This window comes from Mesorhizobium sp. BR1-1-16, assembly GCF_020165495.1.
GTDB lineage: Bacteria > Pseudomonadota > Alphaproteobacteria > Rhizobiales > Kaistiaceae > Kaistia.
Map to the genome: position 1 here is coordinate 714,615 of NZ_JAIUIE010000001.1, position 20,432 is coordinate 735,046.

Consider the following 20,432-nt stretch of genomic DNA (forward strand, 5'->3'; position numbering starts at 1 on the left):
ACAGTGCCGCCCCGTCCGAGCCAGCTGGAGAAGCCGATGATATCCGCAGTCGCCGCACCGTTGATCGTGAGCCAGGGCGCGTCGATCCCGGCCATCGGCCTCGGGACTTACGGCCTCACCGGAGAATCGGGCGCGAGTGCCATCGCCTCGGCGATCACGGCGGGATACCGCCATATCGACACCGCCATCTCCTATGGCAATGAGGCTGATGTCGGCGAGGGCATCCGCAACTCCGGCATCGCGCGCGACGCGCTGTTCATCACCACCAAGATCCCGTCGGACGAACTCGAAGAAAGCGCGCTTCTGCGCGCCACCGAGGGCAGCCTGTCGCGGTTGAAGCTCGATTGCGTCGATCTGCTGCTGATCCACTGGCCGAGCCGCTCGCTGAGCGCCGCCGCGACCATCCGTGCGCTCGGCGCCGCCAAGCGCCGTGGCCTCGCGCGCCACATCGGCGTCTCCAACTACACCGTTCGGCTTCTCGACGAGGCGGTCGCCGCCAGCGATGAGCCGATCGTCGCCAACCAGTGCGAACATCATCCCTATCTCGACCAGACGACGCTCCGGGCCGCCATGGCCCGCCACGGCATTGCCTTCGTTTCCTATTGTCCGCTCGGTCATGCCGAGGCGCTGGACGAGCCGCTGGTTCAGGATATCGCGGCCCGGATCGGCCGTTCTGCCGCGCAGGTCATCTTGCGCTGGCAGTTTCAGAAAGGCTGCGTCAGCATCCCGAAAAGCGCGCATCCGATCCGCATCCGCCAGAACCTCGACATTTTTGGTTTCGCGCTCGAGGCGGGAGACATGACGGCACTTGATGGCCTCGGCGCCGAGGGGCGGCGCATCTGCGATCCGTCATTCGCTCCGCAATGGGACCGATAGGCTTCAGCATCGAAGGATGATCTGATGTTCTTCATCGCCGCCAAGCTGATCTGGTTTGTCCTGCAACCCTCGACGGCGCTCATCCTCATTCTCATAGCCGGCATCGTCGCGATCGGCTTCGGCCGGACGCGCGGCGGCGCGCTCGCCATGATGCTGGCCGCCGCCGGGTTGTTCGTCGCCGGTCTGCTGCCGCTCGGCGTCTTGATGATCCTGCCGCTTGAGGATCGCTTCCCGCGCACAGAGCCTGATGGGCCGGTCGCAGGTATCATCGTACTCGGTGGAGGCATCGACCAGTCGATCGGCGTCGCCCGCGGCGTCACCACCTTGACGGAGGCTGGCGAGCGACTGACCGAAGGCGTCGCCCTGGCGCGGCGCTATCCCGACGCGAAGCTCGTCTTCACGGGCGGAATCGCAAGCCTGACGCCCGATGGTCCGACCGAGGCCGATGCGGCGCGCCGCTTCTTCGCCGAAATGGGGATTCCGCCCCAAAGGCTCATCGTCGAGGACCAGAGCCGCGACACGGCCGAGAACGCACGCTTCACCAAAGCTCTGATCGATCCCAAACCCGGCGAGCGCTGGCTGCTCGTCACATCCGCGTGGCACATGCCGCGCTCGGTCGGCACGTTCAGGGCCGCCGGCTGGCCGGTCATCGCCTGGCCGACAGATTATCGCACCGCCGGATCGCAAGATCTCTCCATTCTGATGCCGCGCGCATCCTATGGTCTGGCCATGGTCGATGTCGCCGCCAAGGAATGGGTCGGCCTCGTCGCCTATCGTCTGTTCGGCCGCACGGATGCGCTCTTCCCGGCACCCTGACGGGATCATTCAGCTGGCATGGCCGTCAAACTGCGGCAGGTCGTCGGTGATGTCGTACCAGGGGGCTTTCGAGCCGACGAAGATATGCGCGCTTGGCCGGATCGATGGCGCATCGGCAAGTGTACCCATCGCCAGATGGATGCGCCGGCCATGGTCAAGCATCGAATAGAGGAATGAGCCGCAGGTCCGGCAGTGGACGTCGTGGGCCTCGTCACCGCCATAGCGCAGGATGTTGTCGGCGCCGGCAGTCAGCTCCAGCTGCTCGCTGGCGATGCCGGCAAAAGGCTTGAAAGCGGAGCCCGTGGTGCGGCGGCAGTTGGAGCAGTGGCAATTCACGGCGTAGAGAAATGCATCGTCGACGCTGTAGCGAACGCCGCCGCAAAGGCAGCCGCCGGAAAGGCGCAGCGAGGGCGCACCTGCCGTCGTCATGTCGCAGCGTCGATCGCGTCGGCGCTCTCGGGGCGGCCGATGCGGTAGACACCCTTGAAGGCGGCCGGATCGGCCATCTTGCCCTTGCGCAGGATTGTCGCTTCGCCCGCCTCCGTAAGACGGATCGCCGCGTCGCGGATCGGCCCCATAAGCAGCCGCCAGACCTTTTCGTCGGGGCCGGCCAGCGCGCGGGCCAGTTCGGTCGGATCGAGGCTTCGTCCCGGTTCGAGCGCAGAGAGGCGCTCGCGCATCAGCGCCTCGATATCGCGGCGCTTGGCGGTCACGCTTTTGGGCGCGCGGCTCTTGGTGTTCGCAGCATCGTTCATGGTCGGTCCTTTCCGGCAGCGAGAATCACGGTACGGGCCGCCGGCGACAGGAATTGGCGATAGAGCTGCATGATCAGGATGAGGCTGGTCGTCGCGATCAGGACCCAGCCATTGATGAACCAGCCGAGATAGCCGACGGCGAAGAAGAAGGCCCGGAGGCCGTGGTTGAAATGCCGTCCTGCGGCGATAGTGAAGGTTGCGGCCCGGTCGGCGGCGGCGATCGCTTCCATCTCGCCGGCATGGGCGGCCGAAGGGGTCGCCCCGACCAGGATCGAGGCGTAGTTGAACAAGCGATATGACCAACCGAACTCGAAGAAGGCGAAACCGAAGATGAGCGTGAGGCCGATCGCCTTGACTTCAAACAGGCCGCGCGGCGCCGCTTCCGACATCGAGAGGTCGCGCAGCACGCCATAGACCTGATCGGTCGAATTGAGCAGCGCAAAGCCGCCGCCAATGGCGATCAGCGAGGTCGAGGCGAAGAAGGCGGTGCCATTCTGCAGCCCGCTCATGATGCCGGTATCGATCATCCTGAGATCCCGCCGCGCCATCGTATGCATCCATTGGCGCCGCTGGTGGTCCATGGCGGAGGACAGCGACCGGCCGCTCAACGAGAAATGCCAGATGATCAGCGAATAGATCAGCCAGGCGCCGACAAACCAGGCGACCGCTAGCAGGTCGATCATCGAGGCTGCCGTCAGCATCGCCGCACGCCCGCGCGATTATTTTCGAGACGGCTAGTCACGAGCGGCTCCGCGCCAGCAGGCGGGCGATCGGAACGCGAAAGATCACCAGCACTGCGAGGATGATGATGCCAGCCGCGCCCGCGACTGGCGAGCGCAGCATCATCCCGGCCGCCGTCAGGACGAGGCCGGCCACGATGCCGACGGTGGCGACCCGGCTGGCCAGGAGATGGATGTTGGATGGGGGCAGGTTGGCTGGCGGCAGGTCGGTCATGACTCTCGTCTTTGTGGCGATGTCTCTCCGTCATAGTCGCCTCTGTGGAAAAATGGCAGCCTCCGTTTGACCGCGAAGCCGGACGAGCCGAGGGTCGGGACATGCCGCTCCACATGATCAAGCTCTGCGTCGGGGTCGAGACAGTCGATGAGATCGTCGACTGGATCGAGCAGGATCTCGCCCGAAAGCGCGCATTGGGCATCCCTGCCGAAGATACGCATGTCACGCGCATGACGCCGCGCCGCATCGATGAGATTTTGGACGGCGGCTCGCTCTATTGGGTGGTGAAGGGCCAGGTCCAGTGCCGCCAGCGTATCACTGACCTCCGAGCCATCACGGGCGCCGACGGCATCGAACGCTGCGAGATCGTGTTCGACCCGGCGGTGATCCTCACCGAATGGCAGCCGAAACGCCCCTTCCAGGGCTGGCGCTATCTCCTCGACAAGGATGTGCCGCGCGACCTCGCCGCACTCGGCCGCGGCGCTGGCGACGAGATGCCCGCTGCGCTCAAGGCCGAGCTTGCCGAGCTCGGCCTCCTCTAGCGGCTTCGATTCAGACGGCGATATTGTCGATGAGCCGTGTCTTGCCGAGCCAGGCGGCAACGAGAAGTCGAAGCGGTCCCGCATCGCCGGGCGTCGGAGCCGCCAGCGTCAGGGCATTGCGCAGTTCGAGATAGTCAGGGCGGAAACCTACCGACTTCAGTTTCGCCAGCCCTGCCCGGCAGGCTTCACCAGCGTTGCCGCCTGCACGGATCGCCGCCGCGGTCTCGTTGAGCACTTCCGGAAGGCTCGCGGCCGTGCGCCGTTCCTCGGGCGAGAGATAGGCGTTGCGCGAGGAGAGGGCGAGGCCATCGGTCTCGCGGACGGTCGGCAGCCCGACGATCTCGGTCGGGAGATGCAGGTCGGCCACCATCTGCCGGACGACCAGCAGTTGCTGGTAGTCCTTTTCGCCGAACATCGCGATATCGGGGAAGCCGCCGATGAGCAGCTTGCCGACGACCGTCGCGACGCCCGTGAAGAAATGCGGCCGGAAATCGGTCTCGAGGCCGAGCGCCGGGCCGGCCAGCGAGATCGTCGTCGCGTGACCTACGGGATACATCTCCTGCGCCGTTGGGACGAAGACGGCCTCGACGCCGAGTGCGGCGAGCTTCGCGACATCGCTCGCCTCGGTGCGCGGATAGGCGCCGAAATCCTCGGTCGGTGCGAACTGGGCCGGATTGACGAAAATGGTCGCGACGATCCGGTCGACCCGGCGGCGGGCCTCGGCGACCAGCGCCAGATGGCCGTCATGCAGCGCGCCCATGGTCGGGATCATGCCGACTGTCAGGCCTTCCGAATGCCAACTCGCCGTGTTGGCGCGGAGGTCAGAGATCGTGCGAAGAACGATGGGGGGATGGTTCATGGCGATACCTCGCGGGAATGGTGCTTCTGTCGCGCGATTCCCGCATGTTGGGAAGGGGCTGGAGCCTGCCGAAGCGTCGTGCGGCTGTTCTCCCCATTGCAGCGCCGGCCGCAACGCCGCATGTGTTGGCAGCGGCTGCGTCGTGTGGCCTCCTGGGAGATGTGATGGGTCTCGTTCTGCCGTTCGCCGCCGTCCTCGCGCTCGGGATCTGGCTTGCCTGGACTTTTGGCGGCAACAAGGGGAAGGGGAGCCTGCGCCTCGCTGCCCGCAAGGGCGCCGCCGGTACGCTTCTCGCGCTGGCGGCCGTGATGATCGCGACGGGCAAGATTTTCGTCGGCGTACCGTTGATCGTCTTTGCGCTGTCGCTCTGGCGGCCGCGCTTCCTCGAGCGCGGGGGCCGGATCCTCGACGGGCGCGTTACATCGGGTCGCTTCGCCGGCCGGCGGCTCGACGAGCTGGCGCCGCGCGAACTTGCGACGCTCCATGCCGAGCTCGCAGCGCGGCCTGGCGACCGCCTAGTCCTCGAAGCTTATCTCGACCGCCGGATGCCCGGCTGGCGTGAAGACGTCGATCGTGATGCGGCAGGCCGGGCGCGCCGCCCGGCGGGCGCGGGCACCATGACAGATGAGCAGGCCTACCAGATCCTTGGCCTTGCGCCCGGCGCCACCGAGGCTGAAATCAGCGCGGCCTATCGGCGTTTGATGAAGCGCGTCCATCCCGATCAGGGCGGCTCGACGTTCCTGGCCGCCCAGATCAACGAGGCGAAGGAAAGACTCCTCGGCAGACATCGCTAACTCCCATACGCGGTACAAAAAGGGAGAAGATTACGGGTGATGGAAGGCCAACCCTCAATCGGGAATGGCCAGGCAGCTCACATCGCGCTTCTTGAGTGCGTCGCAGGCTGCGCGCGCCTTGGCTTTCGTTTCAAAGCCGGCGAACCGAGCCCTGAAGAAGGTCTCATCGCCCTTCTTGACAGTTTCGATGCTCGGCTGAGCGGCGGCCAGCGCCTTGCCACCTTTGGCCTTGGCAGCGTCGAGCAGCGACTGGGCGCCATCCTCGCTCGCCGTTGCGGCGATCTGGACCTTCCAGCCCGAAATGCCGGAGCCGGTGCGGACTGGCGCTGCGTCCTCAGCGTCGCCTTCGCCGATGGCGCCCGTGTCGTTGGAGGCGCTGTCGTCATCTGCGGTCGGCACGGGGCCGGTCACGGAAGCCGTGACGACGACCGGGCTGGCGACGGGCTTGCCGCTCGGGCCCTGCACGAAGACCATGCGCGGCCCATCGACGGCCGGCTCGGGCTCGGAAGCGAGCGCCAGCGGCTGCGGCGCGGCGGAAGGCATCTGCGCTGCGGAGGCCTCGACGATTTCAGGCGCGGCTTCGGGCTTGGCGACCGGCGGCGGAGCGAGCGCGGCAACGGCGACGTCATCATTCGTGTCGGGCGCTGGCACCGGCTTCGCGATGGCGACCGGGGGCGGAACATCATCCACAGGACCGGCACTCTTGCCCTTGAACATGCGGGCGATCATCGAGCCGCCCTTGGCAGGGCCGGCATAGGCCGTCGGCATGTACCGGTCGATCATGCCCACCATCTGCTTGTCACGCGAGGCAGCGGAGCCGCCGCCCATCACCGATGCGACGATGTAGCGGTCGTCGCGCTTGACGGATGACACGATGTTGAAGCCGGACGCGTTCGTGTAGCCGGTCTTGATTCCGTCGACGCCTTCAACCTTGCCGAGCAGGCGGTTGTGATTGCCGATCGTCTTGCCGTTGTAGACAAAGCTGCGTGTCGAGAAATAGCGATAATAGGTCGGATAGCGCTCCTGCAGTGCGCGTCCGAGCGTCACCATGTCCCGCGCCGTCGTCCACTGGTTCGGATTGGGCAGGCCGTTGGCGTTCAGGAACGTTGTCCGCGACATGCCGAGCGAGCGCGCGGTGGCCGTCATGCGTTGGGCGAAAGCGCTCTCCGAGCCGCCGAGATTTTCCGCGATGACGACGGCGGCATCGTTGGCCGAGCGGGTGATGAGGCCGAGCATGGCGTCGCGGACAGCGATCGTCGAGCCGGGCCTGAGGCCGAGCTTGGTCGGTGCCTGTCGCGAAGCGTAGGTGGAGACCTTCAGACGCGTGTTGAGATTGATCTTGCCGCTCTCGAGCTCGCTGAAGAGCAGATAAAGCGTCATCATCTTGGTGAGCGAGGCAGGGTGGCGCAGGCCATCGGGGTCGCTCTGATAGAGCACCTTGCCGGTCTTGCCGTCGACGACGATTGCCGATTTCGGGGCGGCCACAGCGACAACCGAAGTCGTCGCGACCATCGCACCTGCAACCATCAAGGCGGCAACTGCACCTCGGGCAGACCGGGCGTGAAACCGGACGAACGCGCTGGAACCCCACAGCATGTCGAATAGAACTCCGTAATCTTGCGGCGCCAGCAGAGGGCCTGCGTCGCCTAACTTGATTTTGAACGAGCACCGGAACTTTTTTGAGGCGCCGGCGAGGGATTGTCACAAAGGAAGTTCGGTGGCCTTGCCGGCCGCATGTTTGAGCCGCTTTGCGTTCACGGCGTCAGGTTCGAGCCGCCCTGTGCGTCCTCCCCATCGATCACCCAGGAAGCTAGGGACTCGCCGTTACGAATCCGTAAAAATTTACCAAAGAGATCGAAGTCTCCGCTCCCGGCGGTCCCGCACTGCGGCATACGCCTTTTGTGCACCGCAGCATTTCGCTTGACAAGGGCCGACCGATTTTGGATGAATGTTGCCAGTGAGCGACAATCTGTAGGCGCGGGCGGGGAATAGCAGATGATCAAGGGTTTCGACGATATCCAAAAGGCCTCGAAGGACAATATCGAGCAGGCGATGAAGAGCGTGGAGGCCATGAGCAAGGGCATCCAGGCGCTCGCCGTCGAGACAGCTGATTATCAGAAGAAGAGCTATGAGACCGGCGCCGCGGCGATCGAGAAGATCGTTGCCGCCAAGAGCGTCGAAAAGGCCGTCGAGATTCAGAACGAATATCTGAAGGCGACCTATGAAGGCTATATCAGCGAACTCTCCAAGATCGGCTCGATGATGACCGATTTTGCCAAGGACGCTTATCGGCCGTTCGAGAGCGTTTTCGGCAAGATCCCGAAATAGCGCTCTCCGGCTTCTGGAATGTGAAAGGCCCGGCGATGAACCGGGCCTTTTTGCTGTCTGGCCGTGATGGGTCCTCGAATGGATCGGCACCCGTCACTTTGAGGGTGCGCAGTTCCATCCGTCGTCTTCGCCCGGCCTGCATTCGTCCGCTATTGCCGGGTCGGCCTGGCAGTGACGGCTGATGGAACGCTGGGCGACGGAGCCCTCGATGCCCACGCCTAACGGGGGTGGCCGCGGCACTGGTTGATGTTCTCGCTGCCGAAGGTGCCGCAGGAATTCACCGGCTCCATGGCCCGGATCGCCGGGTCATAGGGATCGCTCGTTCCCCCAGCGCATCCGCTGACGCCGGCCGCGACGGCGGCGAGAAAAAGTGTCAGGACCAACGTTCGCAACGGAAATCCTCCTGCCGGTTATTCCTGCCTCAGATAGACCGATCTCGCGCCCCGGGCAAATCCGTGCCCCTATGGCCAACGCTTATCTCAGCGGCCGCTCGGACACTGGTTGATGTCTTGCGTCCCGCCCGGGCCGCAGGCATTCACCGGCTCGAAGGCAGCGATCGCACGCGCGTTGGCCGCGCTGTCGTCGCCCGTGGTGCAAGCGGAGAGACCGGCCCCGGCCGATGCAAGGGCGAGAATGATGAGCAGCGTGCGCATGGCGCTTATCCTTGAAGTCGTTGTACGACACGGAGATAGGTCGCTCCGGCCCATTCGGCCAGCCACGCTTGCGTGAGCTTGGCAGTAACAGTGGGCAACCGGTGACAACATCGACTTGCCGCGAGGAGGGAAGCATGAGGAACTGGGTCTTGCGCGATGAGCAGCCGGCTGATGTCGAGGCCATTGCGACGCTCACGACCGCCGCCTTTGCAGGCCGTCCCTATAGCTCCGGAACCGAAGCCGCCATCGTCGACGCTCTCCGCGCGGCCGACGCCTTGACGATTTCGCTGGTGGCTGCCGATGCCGAGGACGGCGTTATCGGCCATGTTGCGTTTTCGCCGGCGACGATCGGTGGCGACGCTTCCGGCTGGTTTGCCCTCGGCCCAGTCTCGGTTGATCCGCAGTGCCAGGGTGAAGGGATCGGTACCGCGCTGGTCACGGCAGGGCTGGAGCGTCTCCGCAATGCGGGCGCCAAGGGCTGCATCCTCCTGGGCGCCGCAGCCTACTACCGACGTTTCGGCTTTGAGCACGACCTGTCAGTCACGCTCGAAGGCCTGCCACCGGGACATCTCATGGTGCAGTGGTTTGGAGCGGAGAGAGCGACGGGAGAAGCGCGGTTTCATCCGGCTTTTGGCGTGTGACGCGGTCGCGCAGGCGAGATGCGGACGCAAGGTCGGCGATCTGACGACGCAAGACATGCATTCTGCGGACCTGTCATTGCCGGGCTTGACCCGGCAATCCAGCAGCTATGTTGCTGGCCAGCGAAGTCTGGATCGCCGGGTCAAGCCCGGCAATCACATCGGAGGAGCGTGGCGATTGGGTCAGCGATCCCAACCGCCCTTGCTGTCGGACGATCGTATCGATGAGAGCATCCTCCGGCCTGCGGCCCCAAGTCTCCAACGAGGAGGCCGGGGCCGGCAGGCCGGCTTGAGATACTAGCTGCAACCGCTCGTATTCCCACAGGTATCGCACTTCAGGCAGGTGCCGTTGCGCACCATCGTGAAGTTGGCGCATTCGGTGCAGCTTTCGCCCTCATAGCCCTTCATGCGCGCGATGGCGGCCTGTTCGGCGACTGAGGATTTCGGCTGCTGGGACGGCGCGGGTTCGGCGATGCCGACCGTCGTCTCGATCGTCGTTTCGGTTTCGGTGACGACGTCGCGCTTGAAGGCGACCGCGGCGCCGCCACTGAGGCCGGAGGTGCGCAGCGCCGTCACGACGGAAGCCGCCGTCACAGGCGCCGAGGCAGCACCCTTCGATTCGCCGGGACGCTCGATCAGCTTGAAGCGCTCGGTCTTGCCGCGGACGAGGCCGTGGCTGACCGGGGCCGGACGCGAGGTCGGCTGGTCGCCGCCGCCAAGCGTCGTCGCATTGTTGTCCTCGGGGACGACATGGGCGAGATCGTTGCGGCCGAGATAGGACACGGCGAGCTCGCGGAACACATAGTCGAGGATCGACGTCGCGTTCTTGATCGCCTCATTGCCGGTGACCATGCCGGCCGGCTCGAAGCGGGTGAACACGAAGGCTTCGACATATTCCTCGAGCGGCACGCCATATTGCAGGCCGAGCGAGATGGCGATGGCGAAATTGTTCATCATCGCGCGGAAGGCGGCGCCTTCCTTATGCATGTCGATGAAGATCTCGCCGAGGCGCCCGTCGCGATATTCGCCGGTGTGCAGATAGACCTTGTGGCCGCCGACATTCGCCTTCTGGGTGTAGCCCGTGCGGCGATCCGGCATCTTCTCGCGCCGGCGCACTTCTCGCTCGATGATCCGCTCCACGATGCGCTCGGCGATCTGCTCGGCGCGCGCGGCGGCGGGCTTTGCCACCAGCGCCTCGACTGCTTCGTCCGCGTCTTCCTCGTCATCGGCGAGGATCTGCGAATTCAGTGGCTGCGACAGCTTCGAGCCGTCGCGATAGAGCGCGTTGGCCTTCAGCGCCAGCTTCCACGACAGCATATAGGCGCTTTTGGCGTCCTCGACCGTCGCGTCGTTCGGCATGTTGATGGTCTTGGAGATTGCGCCCGAGATGAAGGGCTGCGCCGCCGCCATCATGCGGATATGGCTCTCGACCGAGAGATAGCGCTTGCCGAGCTTGCCGCAGGGATTGGCGCAATCGAACACCGCATAGTGCTCAAGCTTCAGGTGCGGCGCGCCTTCCAGCGTCATCGCCCCGCAGACATGGATATTGGCGGCCTCGATCTCCTTCCTGGAGAAGCCGAGCGCCGGCAGCATTTCAAACGCCGGGTCGTTCAGCTGCGCCTCGGTGAAGCCGAGGCCTTCCTTGCAGAAGTCCTCGCCGAGCGACCACTTGTTGAAGACGAACTTGATGTCGAAGGCCGAGGCGAGCGTGCCTTCGAGCTTTTCCAGCACGTCGTCGGTGAAGCCCTTGGCCTTGAGGCTCGTGTGGTTGATGCCGGGCGACTGGCGCAGCGAGGCATGGCCAACGGCATAGGCCTCGATCTCGGCGATCTGGTGCTCGGCATAGCCGAGCGTCCGAAGCGCCTCGGGCACGGCGCGGTTGATGATCTTGAAATAACCCCCACCGGCCAGCTTCTTGAACTTCACCAGCGCGAAGTCCGGCTCGATGCCCGTGGTGTCGCAATCCATGACGAGGCCGATCGTGCCGGTCGGCGCGATCACGGTCGCCTGCGCATTGCGATAGCCATGCTGCTCGCCGAGCGCCAGGGCATCGTCCCAGGCCTTGCGCGCCGCCTCGGCGAGGCGCTGGTCCTTGAGGGAGCCATGGTCGAGCGGGACGGGGAGGGTGGAGAGCCCCTCATAGCCCTGCGTCACCGCATGGGCGGCCCGGCGATGGTTGCGGATGACGCGCAACATCGGCTCGCGGTTCTTGGCAAAGCCCGGAAACGGCCCAAGCTCCTTCGCCATCTCGGCCGAGGTGGCATAGGCGGTGCCGGTCATGATCGCCGTCAGAGCGCCGCAGATGGCACGGCCTTCGGTCGAGTCATAGGGAATGCCGGAGGTCATCAGGAGGCCGCCGATATTGGCATAGCCGAGGCCGAGCGTGCGGAACTGATAGGAAAGCTCGGCGATCTCCTTCGACGGGAACTGCGCCATCAGGACCGAGATCTCGAGCACCACCGTCCAGAGGCGACAGGCATGGATATAGCGATCGACATCGAAGGCGCCGTCGGCTCCGCGGAACTGCAACAGGTTGAGGGAGGCGAGATTGCAGGCCGTGTCGTCGAGGAACATGTATTCCGAGCACGGATTGGAGGCGTTGATGCGCCCCGAGGCCGGGCTGGTGTGCCACTCGTTCATCGTCGTGTTGAAATGGAGGCCCGGATCGGCGGACGCCCAGGCTGCGTGGCCGATCTGCTCCCAGAGCTCGCGCGCCTTCAGCGTCTTCGCGACCTTGCCGTCGGTGCGACGCATCAGCTTCCAGTCGCCATCGGTCTCGACGGCGCGCAGGAACTCGTCCGAGATCGAGACCGAATTGTTGGAGTTCTGGCCGGAGACCGTGAGATAGGCTTCCGAGTCCCAATCGGTGTCGTAGACCGGGAATTCGATGTCGGTATAGCCCTGCTTGGCAAACTGTATGACGCGCAGGATGTAGTTCTGCGGCACCAGCGCCTTCTTGGCAGCGCGAATCTCGCGCTTCAACGCCGGGTTCTTGGCCGGATCGAAGCAATCCTCGCCCGAGCCCTCGCAATTGACGCAGGCCTTCATGATGGCCTTGAGGTGCTGCGCATTGATCTTGGAGCCGGTCACCAGCGCCGCGACCTTCTGCTCCTCATGCACCTTCCAGTTGATGTATTTCTCGATATCGGGATGGTCGGCGTCGACGACGACCATCTTGGCGGCGCGGCGCGTCGTGCCGCCCGACTTGATCGCGCCGGCGGCGCGGTCGCCGATCTTCAGGAAGCTCATCAGGCCGGACGACTTGCCGCCGCCCGAGAGCTTCTCGCCTTCGCCGCGAAGCCGCGAGAAGTTCGAACCGGTGCCCGAGCCATACTTGAAGAGGCGCGCCTCGCGGACCCAGAGGTCCATGATGCCGCCCTCGTTGACGAGGTCGTCCGAGACCGACTGGATGAAGCAGGCATGCGGCTGCGGATGCTCGTAGGCGGTCTTCGAGCGGGTCAGCTTGCCGGTCTTGTAATCGACATAGAAATGGCCCTGGCTCGGCCCGTCGATGCCATAGGCCCAGTGCAGGCCGGTGTTGAACCACTGCGGCGAGTTGGGAGCGACGCGCTGCGTCGCCAGCATGAAGCGGTGCTCGTCGAAGAAGGCCTGCGCGTCTTCCTCGCTGTCGAAATAGCCGCCCTTCCAGCCCCAATAGGTCCAGGTGCCGGCCAGACGATCGAACACCTGACGCGAATCGACTTCGCCAACGGTGCGCTCGGCCTCGGGCAGTTCGGCCAGCGCCTTCTCGTCGGCGACCGAGCGCCACAGGAAGGACGGAACGTCATTCTCCTCGACGCGCTTCAGACGCGCCGGCACGCCGGCCTTGCGGAAATATTTCTGCGCGATGATGTCGCTCGCGACCTGGCTCCAGGTCGAGGGAACGGCAATCCCTTCCAGGCGGAACACGACCGAGCCATCCGGATTGCGGATCTCGCTCTTCGTGGTCCGAAACTCGATCCCGGCATAAGCCGACTGACCGCTGGTGGTGAAGCGCCGTTCGATCCGCATCGTCGTCCATTCCTCTTGTGCGAGCGCGCCGCTGCCCAGCGGGCACTCCCGGTCCAAATCCGACCGGCTGCCAACCTGATCAATGAAGGACACGGGCGGTCGTTCCACCCCGCTCCTTCATCTTGTGTGTACCCTACCGCAAGACTCTAAATATAGTGTTGAGAGCCGCTTTTTTCCACGCAAATCGTCTGTGCCAACGCCGACAAAAGCTCCGCCCCGCGCAGAGCATACGCCTGCTCCGCGCTTCCAATAAGGTCACAAGTTTGGGGGAACTCCGAACGAGCCGTCCGTCTGGGCACAGCGCCCTTAACACTTCGGAAGCTATTCCGAGTCCCGCCGGAGCGTCAAGGAATAGTGGTGCCTGAAGCTTGGGGGGCTACATATCGTATTGCACCGCAGGGTGGCAGCGCCATCCGGTGCATAATGGGGATCATCGGCGGCAAGGTTCGCCGAAGCCGAGACGGGACAAGGGCTTGCCGGACGCGCGGCGATGGGACGGGCTGTGGACGAGCGGTGAAGAACTTGGTCGTCGCGCTGTCATGTGTCAGATCGATGTCCACAGTTTCGGCAAGAGCGACCCGATTGCCACACCGTCGGCCGTGGCTCGTGAGGACTGTGTCAGTGGCCAGCAGTGCGCGGCGCCGCGCCCGTTTCGGCAACGCGATTGGAGGTGACCTGTATGCGACCTGCGCGCCGGCCGGCGCCTCGCGGCCTTTGCCGTCATCTGGCCAGCGGTCGCTCGTCGATTCGTTCCGCCAGCGTGATCAGATAGCCGTTACGCCAGAAGGAGAAGCTCGCGCCGAAATTGGTCACCAGCAACTCGGCCACCATCAGCGTCCAGCCAAACTGCGGCGTGCATTGCAGTGCGCGCCGGCGTCACGAGCCGGGCAGGGAAGCTTGAGGAAGCGGGAAGCTGCTACGGCGTCCAGGCGTCGTAGTCGCCGGTGACCCGTGGGCGATGGTCAGCGCCGACGATCGAGCCCTTCGGCCGATACGCGTAGGGCGTTCCGGTCAGGTTCGGGATATGCGGCTTCTGCCACTCGCGCGGCTTATAGTCGGCAGAGGGGGGCGGGGTGTTGGTGCGGTGATGCATCCAGCCATGCCAGCCGGTCGGGATCTTCGAGGCCTCGGAATAGCCGTTATAGATCACCCAGCGCCGTTCCGGTGCCCCGCCAGCGGTACGGTCCTTGTCCGGGCAACGGTAATAGACATTGCCGAACTCATCGCTGCCGACGCGCTCGCCCTTGCGCCATGTAAAGAACCGCGTGCCGATGGTCTGGCCGTTCCACCAGGTGAACATCTCGGTCAGAAACCAGCCCATATCCGGCACCTTCTTCTCGCAAGGATTTCGACGACTTATGCCGCCCCACGCCCTCCAAGTCAAAGGGCCGGGCGGCCGATCGGCCATCAGCCACGGCATTGCGCGCATCCGTCGCGCCGCCCTGCCGCACCGCGGCGATATATCCCGATAATAATCGTTTACGATTTTATCGTGTGCGATATAAAGCAGGGAGAGCGGATAGCCGCTCGATTCTTATTCGGAGTGCAGATGATGAAGGTCCTCTACCAGACGGCAGCTACGGCGACGGGCGGCGGGCGCAGCGGGCGGACGCGCTCGGCGGACGGCGAGCTCGATTTCCAGCTCGTGGTCCCCAAGGAGCTTGGCGGACCGGGCGGGCCGGGCGCCAATCCGGAAAAGCTGTTCGCCGCTGGATATTCCGCCTGTTTCCTCGGCGCGCTGCAATTCGTCGCCGGCCAGCAGAAGGTGAAGCTCCCGGCCGAGACCACAGTCAGCGCCAAGGTCGGCATTGGCCCGCGCGATGATGGCACCGGCTTCAGCCTCGATGTCGCGCTGGACGTGTCGATCCCCGGCGTCGAGCAGGCGGTTGCAGAGGACCTCGTCGCACGCGCTCACGTCGTCTGCCCCTATTCCGAGGCAACGCGCGCCAATCTCGACGTCCGCCTGGCTGTCCTCGCCGGCTGAATAGAAAAGGGCCCGGCAATGCCGGGCCCTTCATTGTCTTGGCTATGTCCGCCGGCATGCGGCGGGATGGGCTCAGCTGCGGCGGCGCCACCAGCCGACGCGCTTCGGCCGCGTGTCTTCTTCGGCGGTGTCCGAGACCGGATCGCTCGGCGCGTCCGGCGGCACGACCGATTCGTCGGGCTCCTGCGGGCCTTCGGCTTCCTCGATCGAGTCTTCGTCGATCACGCGGAGATCCGAGCTCTCGTCCTCAGGCTCGTCATCTTCGTCGTCGCCGACTTCCGGCATGTCGAGCTCCGGCTCCTCGTCGATACCGTCGAGCAGCGGTGCCTCGTACTCCGCCATGTCGGCGATCGGAACGTCGCGTGCGATCAACCGCTCGCCGGCATCCTCGGGATCGATATCGCGGATGCCCTCGGGCTCGTCCTCGACGAAGCGTGTCGACTGCAATTCGCCCGTCTCGTCGAGCTCCAGCCGCGGCTGATCGTCTTCGAAGGATTGCGCTGCGTCCTCGGACGGCGTTTCCGAATTGGCATCGGCCTCGCCCTCGGCAGCAGCGCCCTCGCCATTCTCGCGCCGGCCACGACGGCCACCGCGACGGCCACGACGACGGCGGCGCTTGGCCTCGTTCTCGGCGTCGGTGCCTTCGCCTTCGGCTTCGCCAGCCTCGGCATCATTGTCGCCTTCAGTCGGCTCGGAGGCGGTAGAGGCAACGGCCTCCTCGCCCTCGTCGCCGTCCTCATGGTCGTCCTCGCCATCATGGGCGCCGTCGGCCTGGCCATCGCGGGGAGCGTCGCCGCTCCGCCGACGACGACGGCGCCGACGCTTGCGCCGACCACCGGCATCGTCCTGCGCACCCGTCGGCTTCTCGGTCTCGCCTTCGGATTCGGTCTCTTCGCTCTCGACCGGCTCCTCGATCTCGACCTCGTCATCGGGCTCGATCGAATCTGGCTGCACGATCGCGCGGGCATCGCGCACCGGCAGTTCGCGCGGGACGACAGGCTCGCCGCGCTCGACGGTGTAATGCGTCGCGGCCGTCACGGTGTCGTCGGCGAGCACCGTGATCGAAATGCCGAAGCTGCTTTCGATCTCGGCGAGATGGCCGCGCTTCTGATTGAGGATGTAGAGCGCAACCGCCGTGCGGGTGCGAATGATGAGGTCGTGCGTGGCGCCCTTGATGAGCGTGTCTTCGATCGAACGGAGGACATGCAGCGCAACCGAGGCCGGCGCACGGACATGGCCAGTGCCATGGCAATGCGGGCAGACCTCCATAGAACTTTCGACGACACCGGTGCGGATGCGCTGGCGCGACATCTCCATGAGGCCGAAATGCGAGATCCGGCCGACCTGGATGCGCGCACGGTCGTTCTTCAACGCCGTCTTCAGCTTGTTCTCGACGGCGCGGTTGTTCCGCTTCTCCTCCATGTCGATGAAATCGATCACGATGAGACCGGCGAGATCACGCAGGCGAAGCTGGCGGGCGACCTCCTCGGCCGCCTCCAGATTGGTCTGGTAGGCGGTATCCTCGATATTGTGCTCGCGCGTCGATCGGCCCGAATTGACGTCGATGGCGACGAGCGCCTCGGTCTGGTTGATGACCAGATAGCCGCCCGACTTCAGCGTGACCTGCGGCGAGAACATCGCGTCGAGCTGCGTCTCGATGCCGTAGCGCGCGAAGATCTGCTGGGTCTCGCGATAGGGCTGAACATTCTTGGCATGGCTCGGCATGAGCATGCGCATGAAGTCCTTCGCCTCGCGATAGCCATCGTCGCCGGCGACGAGAACCTCGTCGATGTCCTTGTTGTAGAGATCGCGGATCGACCGCTTGATCAGACTGCCTTCCTCATAGACGAGGGTCGGCGCCGCCGATCGGAGCGTCAGCTCGCGCACATTCTCCCAAAGGCGCAGCAGATATTCGAAGTCGCGCTTGACCTCGGCCTTGGTGCGCGAGGCGCCGGCCGTGCGCAGGATGACGCCCATGCCTTCCGGCACGTCGAGATCCTGGGCGACTTCCTTAAGGCGCTTGCGATCGGCCGTGTTGGTGATCTTGCGCGAGATGCCACCGCCACGCGCGGTGTTCGGCATCAGCACGGAATAGCGGCCGGCAAGCGACAAATAGGTCGTGAGAGCAGCGCCCTTGTTGCCGCGCTCTTCCTTGACGACCTGAACGAGCAGAACCTGGCGGCGCTTGATGACTTCCTGGATCTTGTACTGGCGGGCGCGGGCGCGCCGACGCTCCGGCAGTTCCTCGAGTGCATCCTCGGCGCCAACCGACTCGACGGCGTCCTCGGGGTTCTCTTCTTCTTCGTCGTGGCCGATTTCCTCGACGCTGTGGTCGGATGCCGGCGCTTCGAGATGGGCGAAGCTGTCGCCGCCATTGTCCTCGGAAGAAGGCGCATCATTCTCGTCGGGCGACGCCTCGCCAGCAGGGGGCAGCGACGTCTCGCTCGCGGCTTCAGCCTCGGCGGTATGCTCATGGCCTTCGCCGGATGAACCTTCCGTCGCCGCATGTTCGCCGTCATGAGGCTCGGCGCCCTCGGTCGGTTCCGACGAAACGCTCTCGCTTCGCGCGCTGGCCGGACGGCCGCGCTGCTGGCGCCGGGACTGCTGGCGAGCGGCGCGCTCGTCGGCCTCGCGCTCTTCCTGCTCTTCCGCATCGATCAGCGCCTGACGATCGGCGACTGGGATCTGGTAATAGTCGGGATGAATTTCCGAGAAGGCGAGGAAGCCGTGGCGGTTGCCGCCATATTCGACGAAAGCTGCCTGAAGCGAGGGTTCGACCCGCGTTACCTTGGCGAGATAGATATTGCCGCGTAGCTGCTTGCGCGATGCGGATTCGAAGTCGAACTCTTCGACCCGGCTGCCGCGAACCACCACGACCCGGGTCTCCTCCGGGTGGGTGGCATCGATGAGCATCTTGTTGGCCATGGCGGAATGTCTCCGTGGCTCCGACGCTCCACGCTGCGGCCGGCGCGTTGCGCCGATGCCGCGCGTGCCGCGCGAGAGCCATCATTGGGGATGAAAATGATTGCGCCGCCCGGGGCCGCACCCGATGACGCTGCCGCGCCGGCAATGGCCGGTTCGAGGGCAGCGGAACGGGGAAGATGCGGCAAAGACATGGGTACGCGCTTCGAGCCTGTTCATTCTGGCGGCGCGGAAGCCGTGCCGCCGAGGTTGGGCCGCAGGCACGGATCGTCCTGAAGCCGCAAGTTGCAGGCCACTCTGGCGCTAAAGGTCACGGGTTCGACCATGCGCGGCGAGGATGCCTGTCCCATCCAACGACCGAGCACCGAACTGATCGCGGAACGCTCAGCCGGCTACCTGGCTCACTGTGCCGGTTTGCCTCGATCGTCCCATCGCATCATGCCGGAGTGCCGCTCTAGGCGACCGTCCGGGCGGAGGATGAATTCCGTATTCCCCTTGTATGGAAGACGGCGAGTCTGTGCAAGACTCTTGACCGCATCGCGGCACCGGGCTCCGCAGTGCATAATAGCTAGGCAAGGTTGATGCGCGGTCCGGCTTTCCCGGCAAGGGAAGGGCCGAGGCGGGCGCGACATCAAAGACTTAATGCGCGGTTAACCAATCCGGCCTAATCGTCTACAGACGGTAAAGATGGGGCAGGGCAGGTGACGATCGAACGAGTGGCATGCTGCTGAAACTGACAACTTTTCCGAGCCGGTGCGTCGCGCCGCTTCTGCGCGCTGTGACGCTTCTGCTGTTGATTACCGGCGGCCTTCCAGGCCCGGCCGCGGCGGCTGACGCTGGCGATCAGGCTGCACCAAACTCCTCCCTTGTCGCACGCGATGCCAAGGTCGTCGGCGACGGCGCGCGCACGCGTTTCGTCATGGACCTGACGGACACGACGACGTTCACGGTCTTTCCGCTCGACGAGCCGGACCGGGTCGTCATCGACCTGCCCGATGTCGGCTTTGCCCTGCCGGAGGGGACCGGGCATGACGGCAAGGGTCTCGTCACGGCCTTCCGCTTCGGCCAGATCTCAGCCGGCAAGTCGCGTATCGTGCTCGATGTGAATGGGCCGGTCGCGGTCGACAAGTCCTTCGTACTGCCGCCCGCCGACGGCCAACCGGCGAAGCTGGTGGTCGATCTCGTGCCGACGAGCCGCCAGAGCTTTGCTTCTGCCGTGCGCCTCTATCGCGATAAGGAGCAGCAGGCGGCGGCTGCCAGCGCTCCGCAGGCGCCCCCGCCCTCCGATGGACGGCTGCGCGTCGTCATCGATCCCGGGCATGGCGGCATCGATTCGGGCGCCATCGGGAAGTCAGGGACGCTTGAGAAGAATGTCGTTCTCGCTTTCGCGAAGATCGTCGCCAAGAAGCTGGAAGCGAGCGGCCGCTATCAGGTTCTGATGACGCGGTCCGATGACAGCTTCATTTCGCTCGGCGGGCGCGTCGCCTTTGCGCGCAGCCATCACGCAGATCTTTTCGTCTCGATCCACGCCGATTCTTTCTGGGGCGATGATGTAAGGGGAGCGACGATCTACACCCTCTCCGATCGCGCCTCCGACAAGATGGCGGCCCAGATCGCCGAATCGGAAAACAAGTCCGACATTCTCGCCGGTGTCGCCGTCACCGAGGATACGAGCGAGGTCTCCGATATCCTCATCGATCTGGCGCGGCGTGAGACCAAGAACTTCGCGGTCGTCTTTGCGCGCAACATGATCAAGGAATTGAAGCCGAGTGTGAGGCTGTTCAAGCATGCGCACCAGCAGGCGGGCTTCATGGTGCTGAAGGCGCCTGATGTGCCGTCGGCCCTTGTGGAGCTGGGCTATCTCTCCAATCAGGAGGACGAGAAGCTGCTGACGTCTGATGCCTGGTGCGACAGGACGGCCGATGCGATGACGCGTGCTGTCGACAACTATTTCCGCCTGCGCGTCGCTCAGACGACCACCGGCTCGATCGATCCAGCGACGGTCGAGCAGTGATGGGCTGTTGCGGGAACACAACGGCGACGCTCGGCACGTGTCGTTGCCGTGCCGGCGCCCCACAATCTCCACAAATCAACTGGAAGAACGCTTCACGAGGGTCTATCGAAACCGCGTCCGACACTTTGGACGTGGACGCGGGGCAGGGCAGCGATGCCGAAGCCGCGGGATCCGGGCCGGCGGGCTTTCTGATGAAGCGACAGTTCGCGGAGCGGCAGCTTCCGGGCGACAGAATGGGTTTCTGACCGGGGCGCGCCCATCGGCTCAGCAGAAATGCCGATGAAGG

General features: G+C 64.8%; 19 protein-coding genes. 8 read left to right on the forward strand and 11 right to left on the reverse strand.

Annotation, left to right across the window (positions count from 1 at the left end):
- Nucleotides 1-36 precede the first annotated feature (36 nt).
- Together LB518_RS03460 and LB518_RS03465 are read left to right on the forward strand one after the other, a co-directional pair.
- Nucleotides 37-876 (forward strand): aldo/keto reductase, encoded by an 840-nt coding sequence (locus LB518_RS03460; protein ID WP_224573046.1) that lies wholly within the window; start codon nt 37-39, stop codon nt 874-876.
- 24 nt (nt 877-900) lie between these two features.
- Nucleotides 901-1,692, forward strand: a complete 792-nt coding sequence (locus tag LB518_RS03465; protein ID WP_224573048.1) for a YdcF family protein — start codon at nt 901-903, stop codon at nt 1,690-1,692.
- A gap of 9 nt (nt 1,693-1,701) precedes the next feature.
- On the opposite strand, the gene LB518_RS03470 is transcribed toward LB518_RS03465, so the two are convergent.
- Genes LB518_RS03470 through LB518_RS03485 form a run of 4 tightly spaced genes read right to left on the reverse strand, consistent with a single transcriptional unit; the run spans nt 1,702 to nt 3,401 of the window.
- Complete coding sequence (locus tag LB518_RS03470) at nt 1,702-2,121, reverse strand: GFA family protein (RefSeq protein WP_224573050.1); 420 nt, start codon at nt 2,119-2,121, stop codon at nt 1,702-1,704.
- The gene (locus LB518_RS03475) at nt 2,118-2,447 is read right to left on the reverse strand and encodes a DUF3253 domain-containing protein (RefSeq protein ID WP_224573051.1); all 330 of its coding nucleotides are present in this window, start codon (nt 2,445-2,447) and stop codon (nt 2,118-2,120) included. Before LB518_RS03475 ends, LB518_RS03470 begins: the two co-directional genes overlap by 4 nt.
- On the reverse strand, nt 2,444-3,148 hold the full coding sequence (locus tag LB518_RS03480) for a DUF599 domain-containing protein (RefSeq protein ID WP_224573054.1): 705 nt from the start codon (nt 3,146-3,148) through the stop codon (nt 2,444-2,446). Before LB518_RS03480 ends, LB518_RS03475 begins: the two co-directional genes overlap by 4 nt.
- A 37-nt stretch (nt 3,149-3,185) precedes the next feature.
- On the reverse strand, nt 3,186-3,401 hold the full coding sequence (locus LB518_RS03485; protein ID WP_224573056.1) for a hypothetical protein: 216 nt from the start codon (nt 3,399-3,401) through the stop codon (nt 3,186-3,188).
- A gap of 101 nt (nt 3,402-3,502) precedes the next feature.
- On the opposite strand from LB518_RS03485, the gene LB518_RS03490 reads away from it, so the two are divergent.
- A complete protein-coding gene (locus tag LB518_RS03490; RefSeq protein WP_224573058.1) occupies nt 3,503-3,943 on the forward strand; it encodes a DUF1489 family protein in 441 nt (146 codons plus the stop codon).
- A 10-nt stretch (nt 3,944-3,953) separates the two neighbouring features.
- Here the strand turns inward: LB518_RS03490 and panC are convergent, their stop codons facing one another.
- Nucleotides 3,954-4,802 carry a pantoate--beta-alanine ligase gene (gene panC / locus LB518_RS03495; protein WP_224573060.1) on the reverse strand — a complete coding sequence of 283 codons (849 nt, stop codon included), beginning with the start codon at nt 4,800-4,802 and terminating at the stop codon, nt 3,954-3,956.
- Nucleotides 4,803-4,966: 164 nt separating this feature from the next.
- On the opposite strand from panC, the gene LB518_RS03500 reads away from it, so the two are divergent.
- Nucleotides 4,967-5,596: a DnaJ domain-containing protein gene (locus LB518_RS03500; protein WP_224573063.1), complete on the forward strand. Its 630-nt coding sequence runs from the start codon at nt 4,967-4,969 to the stop codon at nt 5,594-5,596.
- Nucleotides 5,597-5,650: 54 nt separating this feature from the next.
- Here the strand turns inward: LB518_RS03500 and LB518_RS03505 are convergent, their stop codons facing one another.
- A complete protein-coding gene (locus LB518_RS03505; RefSeq protein ID WP_224574284.1) occupies nt 5,651-7,123 on the reverse strand; it encodes an SPOR domain-containing protein in 1,473 nt (490 codons plus the stop codon).
- 468 nt (nt 7,124-7,591) lie between these two features.
- Between LB518_RS03505 and LB518_RS03510 the strand changes: the two genes are divergently transcribed.
- Nucleotides 7,592-7,924, forward strand: coding sequence for a phasin family protein (locus LB518_RS03510; protein WP_286198540.1), 333 nt, complete (start codon nt 7,592-7,594; stop codon nt 7,922-7,924).
- A gap of 218 nt (nt 7,925-8,142) precedes the next feature.
- Here the strand turns inward: LB518_RS03510 and LB518_RS03515 are convergent, their stop codons facing one another.
- Complete coding sequence (locus tag LB518_RS03515; protein ID WP_224573065.1) at nt 8,143-8,316, reverse strand: hypothetical protein; 174 nt, start codon at nt 8,314-8,316, stop codon at nt 8,143-8,145.
- Between the two features lie 87 nt (nt 8,317-8,403).
- Entirely contained in the window at nt 8,404-8,577 is a 174-nt protein-coding gene (locus LB518_RS03520; RefSeq protein ID WP_224573068.1) for a hypothetical protein, read from the reverse strand.
- 134 nt (nt 8,578-8,711) lie between these two features.
- Between LB518_RS03520 and LB518_RS03525 the strand changes: the two genes are divergently transcribed.
- Nucleotides 8,712-9,218, forward strand: coding sequence for a GNAT family N-acetyltransferase (locus tag LB518_RS03525; RefSeq protein WP_224573070.1), 507 nt, complete (start codon nt 8,712-8,714; stop codon nt 9,216-9,218).
- A 294-nt stretch (nt 9,219-9,512) separates the two neighbouring features.
- Here LB518_RS03525 and LB518_RS03530 read toward each other — a convergent pair whose 3' ends face one another.
- Together LB518_RS03530 and LB518_RS03535 are read right to left on the reverse strand one after the other, a co-directional pair.
- Nucleotides 9,513-13,226 (reverse strand): vitamin B12-dependent ribonucleotide reductase, encoded by a 3,714-nt coding sequence (locus tag LB518_RS03530; RefSeq protein WP_224573072.1) that lies wholly within the window; start codon nt 13,224-13,226, stop codon nt 9,513-9,515.
- Between the two features lie 916 nt (nt 13,227-14,142).
- Nucleotides 14,143-14,547 carry an NADH:ubiquinone oxidoreductase subunit NDUFA12 gene (locus LB518_RS03535; protein WP_224573074.1) on the reverse strand — a complete coding sequence of 135 codons (405 nt, stop codon included), beginning with the start codon at nt 14,545-14,547 and terminating at the stop codon, nt 14,143-14,145.
- 231 nt (nt 14,548-14,778) lie between these two features.
- Between LB518_RS03535 and LB518_RS03540 the strand changes: the two genes are divergently transcribed.
- Nucleotides 14,779-15,210 (forward strand): organic hydroperoxide resistance protein, encoded by a 432-nt coding sequence (locus tag LB518_RS03540; RefSeq protein WP_224574297.1) that lies wholly within the window; start codon nt 14,779-14,781, stop codon nt 15,208-15,210.
- A gap of 72 nt (nt 15,211-15,282) precedes the next feature.
- Here the strand turns inward: LB518_RS03540 and LB518_RS03545 are convergent, their stop codons facing one another.
- Nucleotides 15,283-18,135, reverse strand: a complete 2,853-nt coding sequence (locus LB518_RS03545; protein ID WP_224573076.1) for an Rne/Rng family ribonuclease — start codon at nt 18,133-18,135, stop codon at nt 15,283-15,285.
- 718 nt (nt 18,136-18,853) lie between these two features.
- On the opposite strand from LB518_RS03545, the gene LB518_RS03550 reads away from it, so the two are divergent.
- Entirely contained in the window at nt 18,854-20,146 is a 1,293-nt protein-coding gene (locus LB518_RS03550; RefSeq protein WP_224573078.1) for an N-acetylmuramoyl-L-alanine amidase, read from the forward strand.
- Nucleotides 20,147-20,432 lie beyond the last annotated feature (286 nt).